The 15,700-nt window shown below is 47.3% G+C and carries 15 protein-coding genes; 12 read left to right on the top strand and 3 right to left on the bottom strand.

The features are described 5' to 3' along the window. Positions 1-49 precede the first annotated feature (49 nt). Both AM231_RS05020 and AM231_RS05025 read right to left on the bottom strand, forming a co-directional pair. Positions 50-874, bottom strand: a complete 825-nt coding sequence (locus AM231_RS05020) for a carbohydrate ABC transporter permease (RefSeq protein ID WP_054401559.1) — start codon at positions 872-874, stop codon at positions 50-52. Further along, on the bottom strand, positions 871-1,854 hold the full coding sequence (locus AM231_RS05025) for a carbohydrate ABC transporter permease (protein ID WP_054401560.1): 984 nt from the start codon (positions 1,852-1,854) through the stop codon (positions 871-873). The genes AM231_RS05020 and AM231_RS05025 overlap by 4 nt, the downstream gene beginning before the upstream one ends. Positions 1,855-2,372: 518 nt before the next feature. Here AM231_RS05025 and AM231_RS05030 point away from each other — a divergent pair. Beyond that, positions 2,373-3,449: a Gfo/Idh/MocA family protein gene (locus AM231_RS05030; protein WP_054401561.1), complete on the top strand. Its 1,077-nt coding sequence runs from the start codon at positions 2,373-2,375 to the stop codon at positions 3,447-3,449. 205 nt (positions 3,450-3,654) lie between these two features. Here AM231_RS05030 and AM231_RS05035 read toward each other — a convergent pair whose 3' ends face one another. Next, entirely contained in the window at positions 3,655-4,629 is a 975-nt protein-coding gene (locus AM231_RS05035) for a hypothetical protein (protein ID WP_054401562.1), read from the bottom strand. A gap of 268 nt (positions 4,630-4,897) precedes the next feature. Here AM231_RS05035 and AM231_RS05040 point away from each other — a divergent pair, with 268 nt between their 5' ends. The 11 genes from AM231_RS05040 to AM231_RS05085 all read left to right on the top strand — a co-directional run bounded on the left by AM231_RS05040 (position 4,898) and on the right by AM231_RS05085 (position 15,678). After that, positions 4,898-6,493: a cobyric acid synthase gene (locus AM231_RS05040; RefSeq protein ID WP_054403537.1), complete on the top strand. Its 1,596-nt coding sequence runs from the start codon at positions 4,898-4,900 to the stop codon at positions 6,491-6,493. Positions 6,494-6,706: 213 nt separating this feature from the next. Beyond that, on the top strand, positions 6,707-7,588 hold the full coding sequence (locus AM231_RS05045) for a hypothetical protein (protein WP_054401563.1): 882 nt from the start codon (positions 6,707-6,709) through the stop codon (positions 7,586-7,588). 23 nt (positions 7,589-7,611) lie between these two features. Next, entirely contained in the window at positions 7,612-7,851 is a 240-nt protein-coding gene (locus AM231_RS05050) for a glutaredoxin family protein (RefSeq protein WP_053488922.1), read from the top strand. A gap of 291 nt (positions 7,852-8,142) precedes the next feature. Next, positions 8,143-8,358, top strand: a complete 216-nt coding sequence (locus AM231_RS05055) for a hypothetical protein (protein ID WP_106406048.1) — start codon at positions 8,143-8,145, stop codon at positions 8,356-8,358. Positions 8,359-8,383: 25 nt separating this feature from the next. Next, on the top strand, positions 8,384-9,064 hold the full coding sequence (locus AM231_RS05060) for a hypothetical protein (protein ID WP_054401564.1): 681 nt from the start codon (positions 8,384-8,386) through the stop codon (positions 9,062-9,064). Next, the gene (locus tag AM231_RS05065) at positions 9,061-10,260 is read left to right on the top strand and encodes a glutathionylspermidine synthase family protein (RefSeq protein WP_054401565.1); all 1,200 of its coding nucleotides are present in this window, start codon (positions 9,061-9,063) and stop codon (positions 10,258-10,260) included. The genes AM231_RS05060 and AM231_RS05065 overlap by 4 nt, the downstream gene beginning before the upstream one ends. Next, complete coding sequence (locus AM231_RS05070; protein ID WP_054401566.1) at positions 10,261-10,932, top strand: hypothetical protein; 672 nt, start codon at positions 10,261-10,263, stop codon at positions 10,930-10,932. It abuts the gene before it with no gap. After that, the gene (locus AM231_RS05075; protein ID WP_053488918.1) at positions 10,929-11,321 is read left to right on the top strand and encodes a DUF350 domain-containing protein; all 393 of its coding nucleotides are present in this window, start codon (positions 10,929-10,931) and stop codon (positions 11,319-11,321) included. The genes AM231_RS05070 and AM231_RS05075 overlap by 4 nt, the downstream gene beginning before the upstream one ends. Positions 11,322-12,008: 687 nt before the next feature. Beyond that, a complete protein-coding gene (locus tag AM231_RS30170) occupies positions 12,009-12,143 on the top strand; it encodes a hypothetical protein (RefSeq protein WP_278044606.1) in 135 nt (44 codons plus the stop codon). A gap of 64 nt (positions 12,144-12,207) precedes the next feature. Beyond that, positions 12,208-14,466 carry a hypothetical protein gene (locus AM231_RS05080; RefSeq protein WP_054401567.1) on the top strand — a complete coding sequence of 753 codons (2,259 nt, stop codon included), beginning with the start codon at positions 12,208-12,210 and terminating at the stop codon, positions 14,464-14,466. Between the two features lie 18 nt (positions 14,467-14,484). Beyond that, positions 14,485-15,678, top strand: coding sequence for a HEAT repeat domain-containing protein (locus AM231_RS05085; protein WP_053488916.1), 1,194 nt, complete (start codon positions 14,485-14,487; stop codon positions 15,676-15,678). Positions 15,679-15,700: the final 22 nt, after the last annotated feature.

A 15,700-nucleotide genomic window follows, 5' to 3' on the forward strand; every position in this document is an offset into this window, starting at 1 on the left:
GAGAACCTGCGCGCAAGGCTGATCATGTATCATCTTGCTTAATATTGCACTAGCCCTTTAAAGCACCTGCGGTAATGCCACGGACAAGGGGTTTCAGCCCAAGTGCCAGCAGCAGTAGGGAAGGCAGGAGCAGCAGGAGTACGCCGGAGAGTATCAGATTCCATGAGTTCATCTCTTCGAACTGCAGCATGCCAATCCCAATCTGAACAGTTCGCATCTCGACGCGGTTGGTTGTCAAGAGCGGCCATAGATACATGTTCCAATTGTTCAGGAACGAATACACGCCAAGTGTGGCGATTCCGGGAATGGATAACGGCAGCACCATGCTCAGAAATGTGCGGACATGTCCGCAGCCGTCTACACGGGCTGCTTCAAACAGCTCTTTCGGCAGCTGCAGAAATGTTTGTCTAAGCAGGAAAGTTCCGAAGGCCGTTGCCAGGAATGGAACGATAAGTCCTTGGTAGGTATCAAGCCAATTCAAGCTTTTAACCGTCAGATAGTTCGGAATCATGATCACTTCCCACGGAATCATCATGGTAGCGAGAAAGAGACTGAACAGCAGCGTTTTCCCCGGGAACCGTAGGAAGGCGAAAGCATACGCCGCCAAACTCGCGGTTACGATCTGACCAAGCATGATGGCAATGGAGACAATCAGGCTGTTTCCGATAAAGGTAAGGACAGGGATCGTATCGATCACCTTGGCGAAATTGGATAGATTGATGGCCTCGGGCAGCAGGGGCGGCGGGTATACGGCTGATTCAGCTTCGCTCATCAATGATGTCGACAAGGTATAGAGAAGTGGAAAAAGGACGGCCAACGAACAAAGAAGGAGCGCGGTGTAGATGAAGCTTTTGGGCATGAGACGCATGTTCATTGGTAATGCACCTTCTTCTCCACAAATTTAAATTGAAAGACGGTCAGCAGCAGAATAATCGCAAACAGGATGAGTGCCTGTGCGCTGCCGATGCCAAAGCGGAAATTGACGAAAGCATCCTGATAAATGTTGAATACCATGACATTGGTGCTGTTTATCGGACCGCCCTTGGTAAGGATGTTGATCTGACCAAATGCCTGGAAAGCCCCGATAACAGATACAACCGACGTGAAGAATAATGTAGGAGAGATCAGCGGCATCGTAATCCGGAAAAAAGTTCTTAATGGTCCGGAGCCGTCAATCTTGGTGCTGTCGTAAATATCCTCAGACACACCCTGCATGCCGCTCAGCATCAGAATGTAGTTGAATCCAAGATTCATCCAGATTGTCATGAGCGCGACAGAGATCATGGCCCATTTCGGATCGGTCAGCCATTGGATTGGCTGAGACCCAAGCAGTGACAGGAAATAATTCAGTATGCCTAAGGTCGGATGGTATAGAATCATCCAGATCATCGAGCCGGTCCCGACGGACACGGCCATTGGCAGAGAAAATATGAAACGGAAAATTTTCATGCCTCTCAGTTTGTTGTGTGTCAGGGCAGCGAGGAGAATCGCAGCTGCTATGCCTGTCGGGACGGTGAGCAGAATGAACAGCAGCGTATTCCAGAAGCTTGTATAGAACATCTCGGAAGCTAGTATCTCCTTGAAATTATCAAGACCTACGAATTCTGCTACCCGGCCTTGGGGATCGGTGAGGAATAAGCTGAGATAGACCGATTTGAGCAGTGGATAGAATAGAAACAGACCGAAAATGAGCAGCGAAGGTGCTAGACATGCGTAGGCGAGCATGATTTCCCTGCTTCTGGTTTTCTTCGCTGCGATGCGCATCGCTGCTGCTGCTGATTCTCCGCTTTGGCTGGCATGTGCTGACAGGGAATGCCCCGGAGATGGTAGTGAGAGTTCATTATCCATCATCATGATTACCTCGCTTTCCGGCTTGGCCTTACAGTTACTGAGTATAAAGACCGGATGTTAAATCCGGTACCGGATTTTGTAAGAATACCGTAAGATATGGTTTGAAATTACATAATCTACAACTATAATCTTTTACCTACGAAGCTTTATAGATTAAAAAGAAATATATAAATTATAAAGCTAACTCTGTAACCGGTTACACTTGTATTTAAGTGATGTCGAAAAGTGACAACGATTAATGATGGTGCAAAAGGATAGTATCATTTTTGAAGCATGAGTATCGTAAGATAAGGGGAGGTAACAGAGGCTTGCCTTCAATGAGTAGGTCTGGATAAATACTTTTTTGGGGGACAAAAGGGCTTATCATGCCCAATTCCTTATTCTGTTTTGAGAAAAAACTCACAGCTACAAGATATTAGTAGGAATACAATATCGTAAAAGAGAACCGTTCTTCAGCATTATATATTATAATAAAGGTGTATGCGTTTACTTCTGAGAAGCGAAAAGGAGATATGAAATCTATGGTGACCGAAAAAAACAAACATGCAATCGTGATCGTAGGCTATGGCGGAATGGGCAGTTACCATGCCAAGCTGATCAAGGATAATGAATTTCTCGAGGTTACTGGAACCTATGATATTTTGGAAGAACGTCGGAAGGTATCCCTGCAGGAAGGGTATCCAGCCTACGAAAGTTATGAGCAGGTACTGAATGATGAGGCAGTGGATGTGGTTCTCATTGCAACACCTAACGATGTGCACAAGGAACTGGCGCTTGAGGCGTTTAAAGCCGGCAAACATGTCATCTGTGAGAAGCCGGTAACATTGAACGTTAGTGACTTCAAGGAAATGGTGGCTGCGGCCGACGCTGCTGGCCGGGTACTGATGGTTCACCAAAACCGCCGCTGGGACGAGGATTTCCTCACCATTAAACAAATGTATAACGAGAAGACGATTGGCGATCTGTTCCGCATTGAATCCAGAGTACACGGGGCGAACGGCATTCCGGGCGACTGGCGCCATCTGGAAGCGCATGGCGGCGGCATGCTGCTGGACTGGGGCGTGCATTTGCTGGATCAGATCCTGCACATGGTGGACAGCCGAATGACCAGCCTGAGCAGCCGCTTGAGCTTCATTCTGGGCGATGAAGTAGATGACGGCTTTGAATCGGTTATCCAGTTTGAGAACGGTGTGTCCGTACTGCTTGAAGTGGGAACGACGAATTTCATTACACTGCCACGCTGGTATGTCAAAGGAACTGAAGGAACTGGAGTTATTGAAGACTGGTCGTTAAACGGCAGAATTGTAACCCGCAATCAGGATGCGGTGAAAGTGGAACCAAAACCTATTCAAGCCGGGGTAGGTTTGACCAAAACGATGGCCCCTCCATCTGAAGAGGCTACCATTACGGGTGCTTTGCCAGAACCATACCGTCAATCCAGCAGCTTCTTCGACAATTTTGCGGCTGTCATCGAAGGGCAAGCTGAACCGATCGTAAAGAATGAGGAAGTACTGCGCGTACTGAACTTGATCGAAGCGGTGTTTGAGTCAGCCAGAACGGGTAAAACTCTGACAGATTTCGATATTTATCCTGCATAAGGTTTCATACAAGAACTCATCGGTTATTCTATAGAAAGCACTGTGGTCTTTCAGGCTTTATGCTTGGGGCTGCGGTGCTTTTTTTTGTGTTGTTCTCTGGCAGGTGGTTTTCCGATGGAGGCAGCTGTTTCTGTGTCTAGTTGACACTAGTAAGCTATCGAATAACAGCACAGCAATTTTGGTAGGTTATCCGACTAAGAAAGCACTAAAATGTTTTGCCCATCCAAATGTACAGCGACATCAAGCCGAACATAAACAAGCAAAAGTTAACGCTTACAAACAACCCGCGGAGTAGAGGCGAGCGATGAAATTGAAGGGGAGTCCGTAAATTTCCGACACCCTCGATCAGAAACAGGATCAGTACCGTATGAATGATGGTGTGGCCAATGATTTCAATGTGACCGAATACAAGACTTGTCATGATAAAGACACCAGATACCAGCAAAGCAGTGAACCGATTCATAATACCTACAATGAAGGCCCAAGCCAGCCCAATCTCTATAAACGCGCTGATCAGGACAAAGTTTTCGAGACTAAATCCGAAGGTAGGAAGACCGTATTCTCCCATTACAGTACAAGCAAGCTCGGGGATGGTCAGCTTTTCCATGGCGAGCCAGGCAAGGGATACACCGGTACATATGTACATGACGGCAACCGCTGTTTTTTTCAGAGGCGTACCAGATACAAACAGATAATACACGATGCCGAGATATAACAAATAATCAATTGCATGAAAGAGGCCGTAAGTTAATGCAGCTTGGACATAAAGCAAGAACAGGATGGCACCGCTTACAGGAAGCGTTCTTTTATTAAAAAGAAAGATGACAGCACCAACAAGTCCGAGGATGATCCACATGGAGTTGATATTGAATTCAGGTGCAAGATATGATCCGCTCAGGAGCTGCATAGACAAGCCGAGGGCGAGCCCGGTCCGCATGATAATCTCGGTATGGGGCTTTATTCTGTCCAGCCACCGATGGATATGGACGACGTTCTTTTGTCTTCCCAAGGGAGTATGTATAACACTTGTGAACCATAGGACTAGGACTGTAAACGCTAACCAAAACAGGAACGTCAGTGTTATGATACGTGAGAATGGGAGAGGAACCCGATCAAGATTATCTGAGAACCACTTTACATGAATATAGATGTTGTTATGAATGGAGAATTGCAATAACATATATTAGGTTCCTCCCTTAACTAAATATGAATTTATATACAAGATAAAACAATTTTAGATAAAAAAGTATATTCTTAGATGAATATATCCCCGATTTCTATGAATTTATCCCTTCAAAGAATATGAATGATGGTTTTGAACCGATCAATCGAGGTTTTTTTATTTGATTCTCCATCTCTATAGGTTTGATATAATGATAGAAAAGTGGCTTAGGACTGGAAGAAGGGTGAAGCAGATGATCGAACCGCAATACATACCACCAGATACAATGAAAAATGCAAAACAGGCTCGAGGTGCAGTTCTAATGCTGCAAGGAACGGCTTCAGATGTTGGCAAAAGCATCGTAACCACAGCTCTTTGTCGTATTTTTCGACAGGACGGTTATCGGACAGCTCCTTATAAATCGCAAAATATGGCGCTCAATTCCTACGTAACCTTGGATGGCAAAGAAATTGGAAGAGCTCAGGGCGTGCAGGCCGAGGCCTGCGGCATTGCTGCTAATACGGATATGAATCCCATTCTGATCAAGCCTGTGAAAGACATGCATTCGCAAATTGTGATTCATGGCGTGCCTGAAATGCAAATGAGTGCAATGGATTACAGGAATCATTTCCTGCCTAAGGCAAAAGGCATCGTACTGGATGCGCTGGAACGACTCCGAGCGTGTTATGATATCGTAGTCATGGAGGGGGCCGGAAGTCCCGCCGAGATCAATCTAAAGGATCGCGATATCGTCAATATGAATTTGGCGGGGTGGGCAGATTCGCCGGTCATTCTCGTCGCGGATATTGACCGCGGAGGCGTGTTTGCCTCGATTGTAGGCACACTTGAACTGCTAGAGCCTCATGAAGCGGCTCGAATCAAAGGATTTATCATTAATAAGTTCCGCGGGGATCTGGCACTGCTTAAGCCTGGATTGGATTGGCTTGAAGAGCGGACGGGCATTCCCGTACTAGGTGTTCTCCCTTATATTCAGGACATAAGGATTGAGGCGGAAGATTCCGTTGTGCTTGATGAGCTTCAATATCGAAAACAGGAAGCGCGGGAGCTTGATATTGCCGTAGTAAGGTATCCGCGCATTTCTAATTTTACAGATATGGATGCGCTTCGCTGGGAGCCGGATGTGGTTGTTCGTTTCGTTCAGTCCGTGGATGAGCTTGGCACGCCGGATGTCATTATATTACCTGGCACCAAGGATACGATCAGTGATCTTGAATTTCTTCAGGAGCGGGGACTGGCTGATGCGATCATCAAACAGGCTCAGCAGCGGGATATCCAACTGGTAGGCATATGCGGGGGATACCAGATGCTTGGCGAATGGTTATCGGACTTCCATGCCGTAGAAGGAACAGCCCGGGAAGCGAAAGGGCTAGGACTGCTGCCGATTCGGACTTCCTTTCTAGCCCATAAAAGAACCGTTCGGGTAAGTGGACGACTATGTAAGAATGTACCATTTGGACTGAGTTTGCAAGATACCAACGACACTCTCCCGATTCATGCTTATGAAATACATATGGGCGTTACGGAATGGAGCACCTTAGAGGATGACTCCAGATATCGCCCGCTTTTCTCCGTTGAAGCAGATGTTTTGGAATTATCACAGTCAAACGATGATATTCAAGAGCATCTTGAAGGGCTTGGTACTTCGGATGGCCGCATATGGGGAAGCTATTTGCACGGTTTATTTGATAATGATGCGTTTCGAAGAGCCTGGCTGAACGGTCTTCGTGTTAAGAAAGGACTGCTTCCCATCTCGGAAACGTTTCAAGCAGAGGAACGTAAATTTGCTGAATTTGACCGTGTGGCCGAAATAGTTCGGCAGCATTTGGACCTGGAGAAGATATATGAATTTATGGGGATATGAACAATGGATGGTGCTGCAGCTTTAAACCATGGGGAATATAACCATTCATTTAGGTGATCCTGAGAATAGGTCCGCAAACACCATGCAGACAGCATGGTGTTTTTTTGCATAGGAAACATAATTATAGTTTAATTATAGGATAGGGGGGTATGCTAAATATAAGGATGCTTCAAGTTATGAATAGATTTCTAAAATGAATGGAGTGATCATCAAATGGTGAATAAGAAGGCGACTATGCTCACTTTGACCAGTTTTCTTTCATTTGGATTGTTGACAGCTTGTTTTAACGCCACCGAGGTTCAAGACACAGGCGGCCATAGCGGAGGTCATGGGGGAAAGAGTGCAAGCCAAGAAGAGAGTGGCCATAGTGAACACGGAAGCGGGCATCATGGTCACGAGTCGGGTTCTAATGGCTACAAAGCTGCGTTTACATGGGAAGAGCCGATTACGGCGGGCGTCGAGACAGAGTTAACGATTCACATTACAGATCAGAATGGCGACGCCGTTCAGCAATTTGATACCAATCACGAGAAGCTGCTGCATCTGATCGTTGTGAATCGCGATTTATCCTTCTTCAATCATATCCATCCCGATTACAGGGAGAATGGTGTGTTTACGGTTAATACAACGTTCCCGGTCGGCGGCAAATACAAATTGATCGCTGATTCTGTACCGAAGGGTACATCGGGGGCTACACTTAGCGAATGGATTCAAGTGAAGGGTGATGAAGGAACGGCATCGGTGCTTGAGCCTGATTCCGAACTGATCAAACAAGTGGACGGGAAGGAAATTACATTGAGTTTGAGCAATACCTTGTCCAACGAAGAGGTCGTGCTCACCTATCATATTGGGGACCTTAAGACTAAACAAGGAATAGATAATCTGGAGCCTTATCTCGGTGCCGTGGGACATGTTGTCATCCTATCTGAAGACGCTGAACAGTACATCCACGTGCATCCTCTCGATGAGCGAAGCAGGGGTCCAAAAGCGGAATTCGCTGCTGTTTTCCCGCATAGCGGCATCTACAAAATCTGGGGACAATTTCAACACCAGGGTGAAGTAATGACGGTTCCATTTGTTGTTGAAATCCAATAATAAGACGATTAGGAGTGATCGATATGACAGCATCATTGAAAATATATACGATACCCACTTGCAGTGACTGCCAGCATGCCAAGCGTTACTTTAAAGAACAGCAGGTTCCTTACACGGAATACGATTGCACCCAGAACCCGGATTACGCAGAAGAAGTCCGGCAGCTGACAGGAAAACAAATGGTGCCCACCATCGTGATAGATGACAAGGTATTTGTTGGATTTGCCGATAATTTGCCTGAAATCAGAGAGCTGCTGAAGTAATCGGCGGGTTACGTAATGATCATATAGGAGCATGGATCTTTCTTAGCTAAACGGTCCATGCTTTTTTTGTTGGGAGAAACTAGGATTCGGCTGCCCAACCATTTGAGCTAAAATATTCATTTCCCATGGAAAATTCCACCGTGTAAATAATCTGTAAGGGTGTTATTATATGGGTTGTGTCTCTTATGTTCGGATTGACATGCCTGCATGATGGTTATAGCAGATTTATGGAACGAATCCAAATACAGCACATATCAATATTCACTGCATTAATGGAAGGGGAATAAACCATTGGATAACGGAATGAAAGTCGTTTTGTTTGAGAAGAAACCGGATGGAGAGCTGGTAGAGATTGAAGAACGGACTTGGACGAGCAATATGGTCGCGGCTTTGGAGCATGTGAATTATATCGTTGCCGGCGGCCGTGAATATGAAACGATTGAAGGCAGACTCAATGTGGATACGGGCAAGCTGGAACTACTGCTCGTTCCGATGCGAAACGAATGAAATCTGTCCGAAAGGAGAAATCGCTTTGAGTAATGAAAAAGAGAAAAAAGAGCTGCCAGCCTCCAAATGGCTGACACCGGAAGGCAAACCGATCCGTGTGTTATCGAGCTCACTTGGTATAGCTTTGCTGGCGAATGCTTTTTTAGTTTCAGGTGCAGCAGCTAAGGACCTCGCTTCAGAAGCGGTCCCCGCAGCTGACGAGCCGCAGTTGGTGTCATGGTCAACAGAGGAAGTGAAACAGTACTTCGATAAGAACGTGGATTGGAATATTCCGTTCCCAAGCGAGGAGGAATTCCAGGAAGAACCCCTTGAAGGAAGCGCGGCAGGTGCTGGTACCGGAGGCGGAACTACCGTGGTCAACAACTATCACGGGTACAATTCCGGCTTCGGCTGGGATGATCTGCTGCTGTATCACATGCTGTTTAACAACGGTTCCTACTATTCATCCAGCGGGTGGTACAACAATCACCGTGGTTATTATGCTAACAACGGCAAGCCGTATAAACCTCGTACTTATTCCAGTGGATCATTTCAGAATAAGCCAGTCGTTAACTCCAATGTTCGCCCCAAAACCTCAACTTCTTCCTCGGGTACAATCACTCGCCGTTCGACATCGTCCAAATCCGGGGGCATTGGCGGCAACTCCAGCGGATTTAGCTCATCAGGTCCGAAATCCAGCACAAGATCAGGCGGGTTTGGTGGATGAGCTGCGAGAGCGTATTTACAGTGACAGGACAGCCTGATCCCGACCGGGCAGGGCGGGTATCAGAACTGGAACGGCTCGGCTTTACCTGGGCCGATATGGATGGGGAAGCTTATTGGATTGACCAGATTGTCACCTTGCGTAAAGAGACCTATTCTGAGCTAAAGGAAGCAGCGGCATCGCTCTGGAGGGTTTTGGACAAAACGGTTCGTTATATTCATGGAAATCATCATATATACAGTCTGATCGGCATTCCTCCCATCTTGTGGGCGATGCTGGATGAATGTCCGCTGCCGGAAGAAGGTCTCATCAGCCGGTATGCCAGATTTGACTTTGCTATCGCTCACGATGGGAGCATCAAACTGCTGGAACTGAACGCAGACACGCCTACAGGGTATGTTGAGGCTTCCATAGCGACTCCCTGGATGTGTGCTCAGGCTGGCATTTATTCTCCCAATGAACAAATGAAGACGCTGGTGGCGGAAGCCTGGGGAGTAGAACGCCCAGATACGGCCGCCTGTATTGCTTACGGCGAACATAAAGAGGACTCCGGCACGATTGAGGCATTGGTCCGGCATAGCGGGCTGGATATCCGCTTAGTGAATTGTTTGGATTTATGGGTGGATGAAGGTATATTGAAGGACGGCCAGGGCGGGCAGATTCAGCGGATGTTTGCTCTATATCCGAAGGAATGGATGTCTGTTGATGACGGCGGTGATGCCCTGGCCTATGCCATTGAGACGGGAAGACTGCAGTTGTTTAATTCGCCGCACAGTATTTTGCTGCAATCCAAAGGCTTGCTTGCCGCTGTGTGGGGAATGAATGAGCTTGGACTTCTATTTGATGAGCACGAGCGCGAAGCGATCAACAAATATATGCTTCCGACTTACAATAAACCGGTATTCTCCGGCCAATATGTATCAAAGTCCATGTTCGGCCGTGAAGGGGGTTCTGTCAAATTGTATGATCTGGAAGGGCAGCTTGAGATTGAGGATCAGGATGGCTATGACACAAGTGTCCTGTTTCCAACGGTATATCAGCATAGGGCTGAGATGGCGCGTGTGGAGACGGCAGCGGGTGAATTTCACATATTGACCGGAATGTTTGTCATTAATGGAACCCCTTGCGGTTTATTGGGACGGGCAGGCGGTTTGATTACGGGAAATTCCAGTCATTTTATCGCAATGGGAGTGAAATAAATGCATGTGAAACATATTCGTAGAACGCAGAAGGATGCTATGAATGGAAAGAGAAGGCCTTCGATAGTTGTTGCGGGGCTTATTCTGTCCCTGATGCTTGTGCTGAGCGCCTGTTCCGGTACCAGTTCAACGGTGTTCAATTCCGGCTCAGATGAAGTGTCTTCTACATCCACCCGCGTACCTTGGGACTATCGGATCGTTGAAGGAACGGTTGGAGATTTGATTGGCGGGGATATGACCGTGCTGCCCGACAACGAGCTCCTGCCAAACGATAACAATTATGCGACAGGAGATAAAATATGGACACTTCAGTTCATGGACGCGGAACTAACAACGGATGCGAATCAACGGAATGATATACGCTTATCTTCATGGACGACGATTAAGTCATTCAAGGACCAGAAAACGGCGGAATCGGATTTGACCAACCTTAAGGTGATCGTTAAAACGGACGTGAAGCTGGTAGGAGTTTATAAGACAACATATAAACAAGATACAAGGCATTTTGCGGTCGTCGAGCTTCCAACAGGGAACCGGATCAAACAACCGATCGACGAGAAGCGTTATGCTGCGATGGAGAAGCAGGAAAAGGTTGATGTTGTATTGGAGGAAGTGCATGATTTCGCCGATTACGACTTGGCCTATGCAAAATTTCGGGGGTGGGCGGATTGATGGTCGTCGTGAATATTGCTATCAGTGTAGTATGTATTATCTTGCTTCAATTACTGGGGATGCTGATCTTCAGCTGGATGACCCGGTTTAACGATATGGAGGAGCTGAAGAAAGGAAATGTCGCGGTTGGTCTTGCCTTTGGCGGCAAGTTTATGGGCACAGCCATCATTCTGGGCATATCCGCTTATACGAACTCATCAATTTGGCATATGATCATATGGTTTGCCGTCGGGTATGTCTGTTTAATCATTGCCTATTGGGTATTCGAGCTGGCAACACCGGGTATTCGAATTTCCGAGCATCTGCAAAAAGGGAATATAGCTATCGGCGTCCTGCTCGCTATGGTATTCATTGGCACTGCATTTGCCATCAGCAGCTTGATTATCTAGGACCCAACCGCTTAGGCAGCTGAGCAACGCCCCTGTTTAGAACAGGGGCGTTTTTTTGTGGTTCTGCGGAATTATAATGCGGTAAAGGAGCAAAGTTACCCGACATTTTGGCGGTAAATCCATTATTTCCTTCTATAGAATATTGGCAGGGATGGGTAACTTTTCAATAGCATAATGATCTTATCAGACTCGGATGCTCATGGTTCCGGGTCCGATTTAGGTTGTTCCCCCGCAGATTTTAAAATCCCAAACAAATTTATTAAACATATTTCACCGTGATTCAAACCGAAAACCATAAAAATAGGCGATACTTACCACTTGAACCTGGTTCTCGTTCCGATACAATATTAAACAATCCCGGTACAGGACTCTATACTTATTTTGAGGTTGAGGGTAATTTTGCCAAACCTTTTAAGAATGCGGTTCTCAGCCGTTTTTTTATACGACTTTGGTATCAATTTTGTCATAACTATGGATAATGATGTAAAAATGACCGGAACTTTAGCAATTTTTCTGCGTTTAACATTACAATTCACGAAAATTTTCTGAAAATAATCGTGATGATGCCATCCTTCTTTCATCCGTACATATTGGCAGGCTGGGGCCTTTGTTAAGTCTGCGCTCCTTCATGGCATGCTTAGCATCAGGTGGTTAAGTTGTCAAATGACTGGGATGAAGAGATAGCGATTGGCTTCAACGGGGGAAAAAATGGAAGAGGTTGTGTTTTACTTCTTTATGACTAAAATCGCTATCGGAAAAGTTGGTAAAGAAGAAATATGGTATCGGGAACGCATCGGCTATAGAATGACGAGTGTGGCTTAATCGTCGTCAACGCCGGTGCAGCATCAAACATTACTTATGAATGGGCAGGTGAGCAACGAAGACGATGAGCAAACGTAAATGGTGGGTACTCGTAGTCCTCTGCACTATAGTGCTTCTCTGCGGTGCCGCTGTAATTTATGGAAATCTACGACCGTCGCTTAAAACGTATGCGGATGCGAACGGTGTGAAAATGAAGTTTAAAACCGAGGGAACCTCCTTCCTGGTATATCAAAATGACGAAGAGTGGAAAGAGGTTTTTGCCAAAGGGGTAAATCTGGGAGCAACGGTGCCTGGACATTTTCCCGGAGAGCTGCCGGCAACGGAAGAGGATTACCTCCGCTGGTTTAAACAAATTGATGATATGGGAGCGAACGTCATCAGGGTCTATACGGTGCATAATCCGGTTTTTTATTCCGCGCTGGTAAAGTACAACCGGGATAAGGGGGATGACCCCCTGTATTTCATGCAGGGGATCTGGTCACCGGAGGAGCAGCTGATCGAACGCCGGGATGCGTACGATGAAGAAATCGTTCAGACGTTCAAAGCGGAAATCTCCAAAGCCGTTGCAGCAGTCTATGGCGATATCAATGTTGAGGCCAAGCATGGACAGTCGAGCGGCAAGTATAAAGTCAATGCAAGTAAGTATCTCATGGCTTGGCATGTGGGGACGGAATGGGACCCAAGCATGGTAGATAACACCAATACGGTCCATAAGGATGTGCCTCAGTATAAAGGGGACCATTTTTCGGGAACGAAGGATGCAAGTCCTTTTGAGAATTGGCTGGCATCCATGCTGGACTATACGGCAGCCGAGGAGCAGAAATACGGCTGGCAGCATCCGATGACCTTTACGAATTGGGTCACAACGGACGTGCTTGAGCATCCAGGAGAACCGTTGTTTGAAGAGGACATGGTGTCCGTGGATGCAAGGCATGTAGAACCGGTGAACTGGGATGCGGGATATTTCGCGGCATACCATGTATATCCGTACTACCCGGATTTTTTCCGCACAGACAAAACGCTGCAGACCATCCCGGATGAAGACGGGGGCTACAACACGTATAAAGCCTATCTTCGCAAGCTTAAGGCAGAGTTTCAGGATATGCCGATTATGGTCACTGAATACGGCGTGCCTTCATCCATTGGTGTCTCACACTATGGCCCTGGAGGAAAGGACCAAGGAGGACATGATGAAGCGGGACAAGGTTCAGTCAATGTGTCACTGACCCAGGATATTTACGACGAAGGTTATTCGGGGGCAATCCTGTTCATGTGGCAGGACGAATGGTTCAAGAAGACATGGAATACGATGCCTTATGAAATACCTGCGGACCGTAGGTCATTCTGGTTGAATGTGTTGACCAACGAGAAGATGTTCGGTGTACTGGCCATGCAGCCCGGAAAAGCAGAGCAGATTACCATCGATGGGGATTTGAGTGATTGGGAGAAGGTTCCGGAGGGAGAGGTTAAGACGTGGTCTGGAACGGCGCCTGGTGTCAAGAGTATGAAACTGACTCATGATGAAGCGTATTTGTATATCGGCATGGAACTGGAGAAGGAGTTTGATCCTAAACACTCCAAGCTTTTCATCGGAGCGGATACGATCCCTGGAGGTGACATCCCTGAAAAAGAGTTGGCAGGGCGAAAACTCACTGGTGGGGCATTGGAAACTTTGATCCAACTGGGCCAAGAGGATGAATCTCAAGTCAGTATTGCACCTTCTTATGATTTTCACAGCCGCTTGTACGGGAAAGAGGGGTATTGGATGCTGCCGGGAGCGGAAGCCAAGGGAACAAAAGATGATCCTGTTGTGCCTGGAGGTTCGTTCCACTCATGGAAGCTGGCGATCAGCCTGTTGATGAATCCGCCGGACACCCGTTTTTCTCATCCATTTGTTGATGAGACGGTAGGGTTATTAAAGAGGGGAACCAGTGATCCGAAATCTCCGGATTTCAACTCCCTTACGGCATGGCAATATCAAGGCCGGTTTATCGAGATGAGAATACCTTGGATGCTGCTGGGGTTCGGAGATCCGAGCTCGCTGCAGGTACTGGATTACAGTCCACTTCAAGACAAACGTTCATTCAGTACGGCAACCACGGAAGGCATCCGGCTGGCACCCTGGATCGCAGAACGATCTGAGACCGGTGGGAAAGCGGAAGCGGGATCGCTTGCGACCATAAATCTCAAGGATATCGAGCCGTATACGTGGGAGCTGTGGGAAGACACGATATACAGTGAACGTTTGAAGCAGAGCTATTATGATATGCAGGACATCTTTACCCGTCTACCTGATACCGGACGGCAACCAGATGCTAAATAAAAGGAGGAGCCATCGGATATGTTTTCAAATTTAGAAATGGCATATGTCTTTATCTATGTATGCCTCGGCCTCATAGCTGCCGGCATTATCCTGTTGTTCCAAATGAAGATCAAGCACAATGCGGAGCAAAGAGACATGGAACGTTTCACGAAGAAACACCATGATTATTTTATGTACGTACAGAGTCATCTGCATGACGATGTTACGCTGGAGCTTCCTCCAGGTAAACTAACCTCGGCGGAACGCCGGGTCATCCAAGCCAAATGCATGGAGTGGATCGAGCAGTTCAAAGGGGACGCAAGAGAGAAGCTCCTTCAACTGTGCCGGGATGCTGGATTTGTAGAGGAGGATATTCGGGCATTATCCAGCTTACGGAAAGACCGCCGCATCGAAGCAGTATACCGGCTGGGGGGGATGCGTGCTGAAGAGGCAGTGCCCCAGCTTCAGGAACTGATGAATCGGACAAAGTACGGTCCGATGACCATCATTATTGCGCGGGCCATAGCCAAAAGTGCGCTTCAGTCACAGCAGATTCGGGAAATGTTAGCAAAGCTGTTATCGTACGATAAGGCCATTCATCATATGGCGGCTGATATTTTGCTTGAGACCCGGCTGGATTCGGCAAGCCTTATGCGCAAGCTCCTGGACGATCCTGATCCAGGACTGGTCAAGATTTCGCTAGTAGCTATGTGGGGACAAGCTATTCCGGCTTTCGTTCCTACGCTCGACCGCCTGGTCGGGTCCGAGGAGAAGGATGTGCGGGCGGAGGCGGTCAAGCTTTATCTCAGCTCGAACCCTTCCCTGAAGGATGACACCATTGCACAGCTGATGAATGACCATGAGTGGGAAGTCCGGGCAGCCGCTGCCAAAGCATTGGGTAGTCTTCATGCGGCAGGCAGCATTCCTCTCTTGGCTTCAGCCTTGAAGGATGAGAATTGGCATGTGCGCAACAATAGTGCCGAAAGTCTTGCCATGCTCGGAGAACAAGGCTTCGAAACCTTATGTCAGGCGGCGCTGACGGGAGAGGGTCCTGCAAGGGAAACGGCCCTGTACCGAATTGAGCAGATCATGTCCAAGGAAGGCGAGCATGAGCAAGTGGAACAAATGGTGGCCTTTAATAAACGAAAGTTGGTGTACGATCGTTATTTCGGTCTTCAAACAAGCAAACGAATCGGCACCGTTGCAGGAGTAGGAGGAGATTACACTGCTTAGAGATATCCTGCTCACCTACGGT

This window comes from Paenibacillus solani, assembly GCF_001277345.1.
GTDB lineage: Bacteria > Bacillota > Bacilli > Paenibacillales > Paenibacillaceae > Paenibacillus_AQ > Paenibacillus_AQ solani.

Bases quoted from the DNA above. Each gene is read 5' to 3' on its own strand.
- AM231_RS05065 (WP_054401565.1), top strand. From the start codon at position 9,061: ATGAGCTGCGAGAGCGTATTTACAGTGACAGGACAGCCTGATCCCGAC.
- AM231_RS05040 (WP_054403537.1), top strand. From the start codon at position 4,898: ATGAAAAATGCAAAACAGGCTCGAGGTGCAGTTCTAATGCTGCAAGGA.
- AM231_RS05085 (WP_053488916.1), top strand. From the start codon at position 14,485: ATGTTTTCAAATTTAGAAATGGCATATGTCTTTATCTATGTATGCCTC.
- AM231_RS05050 (WP_053488922.1), top strand. From the start codon at position 7,612: ATGACAGCATCATTGAAAATATATACGATACCCACTTGCAGTGACTGC.
- AM231_RS05070 (WP_054401566.1), top strand. From the start codon at position 10,261: ATGCATGTGAAACATATTCGTAGAACGCAGAAGGATGCTATGAATGGA.
- AM231_RS05035 (WP_054401562.1), bottom strand. From the start codon at position 4,629: ATGTTATTGCAATTCTCCATTCATAACAACATCTATATTCATGTAAAG.
- AM231_RS05020 (WP_054401559.1), bottom strand. From the start codon at position 874: ATGAACATGCGTCTCATGCCCAAAAGCTTCATCTACACCGCGCTCCTT.
- AM231_RS05045 (WP_054401563.1), top strand. From the start codon at position 6,707: ATGGTGAATAAGAAGGCGACTATGCTCACTTTGACCAGTTTTCTTTCA.
- AM231_RS05025 (WP_054401560.1), bottom strand. From the start codon at position 1,854: ATGATGATGGATAATGAACTCTCACTACCATCTCCGGGGCATTCCCTG.
- AM231_RS05080 (WP_054401567.1), top strand. From the start codon at position 12,208: ATGAGCAAACGTAAATGGTGGGTACTCGTAGTCCTCTGCACTATAGTG.
- AM231_RS05030 (WP_054401561.1), top strand. From the start codon at position 2,373: ATGGTGACCGAAAAAAACAAACATGCAATCGTGATCGTAGGCTATGGC.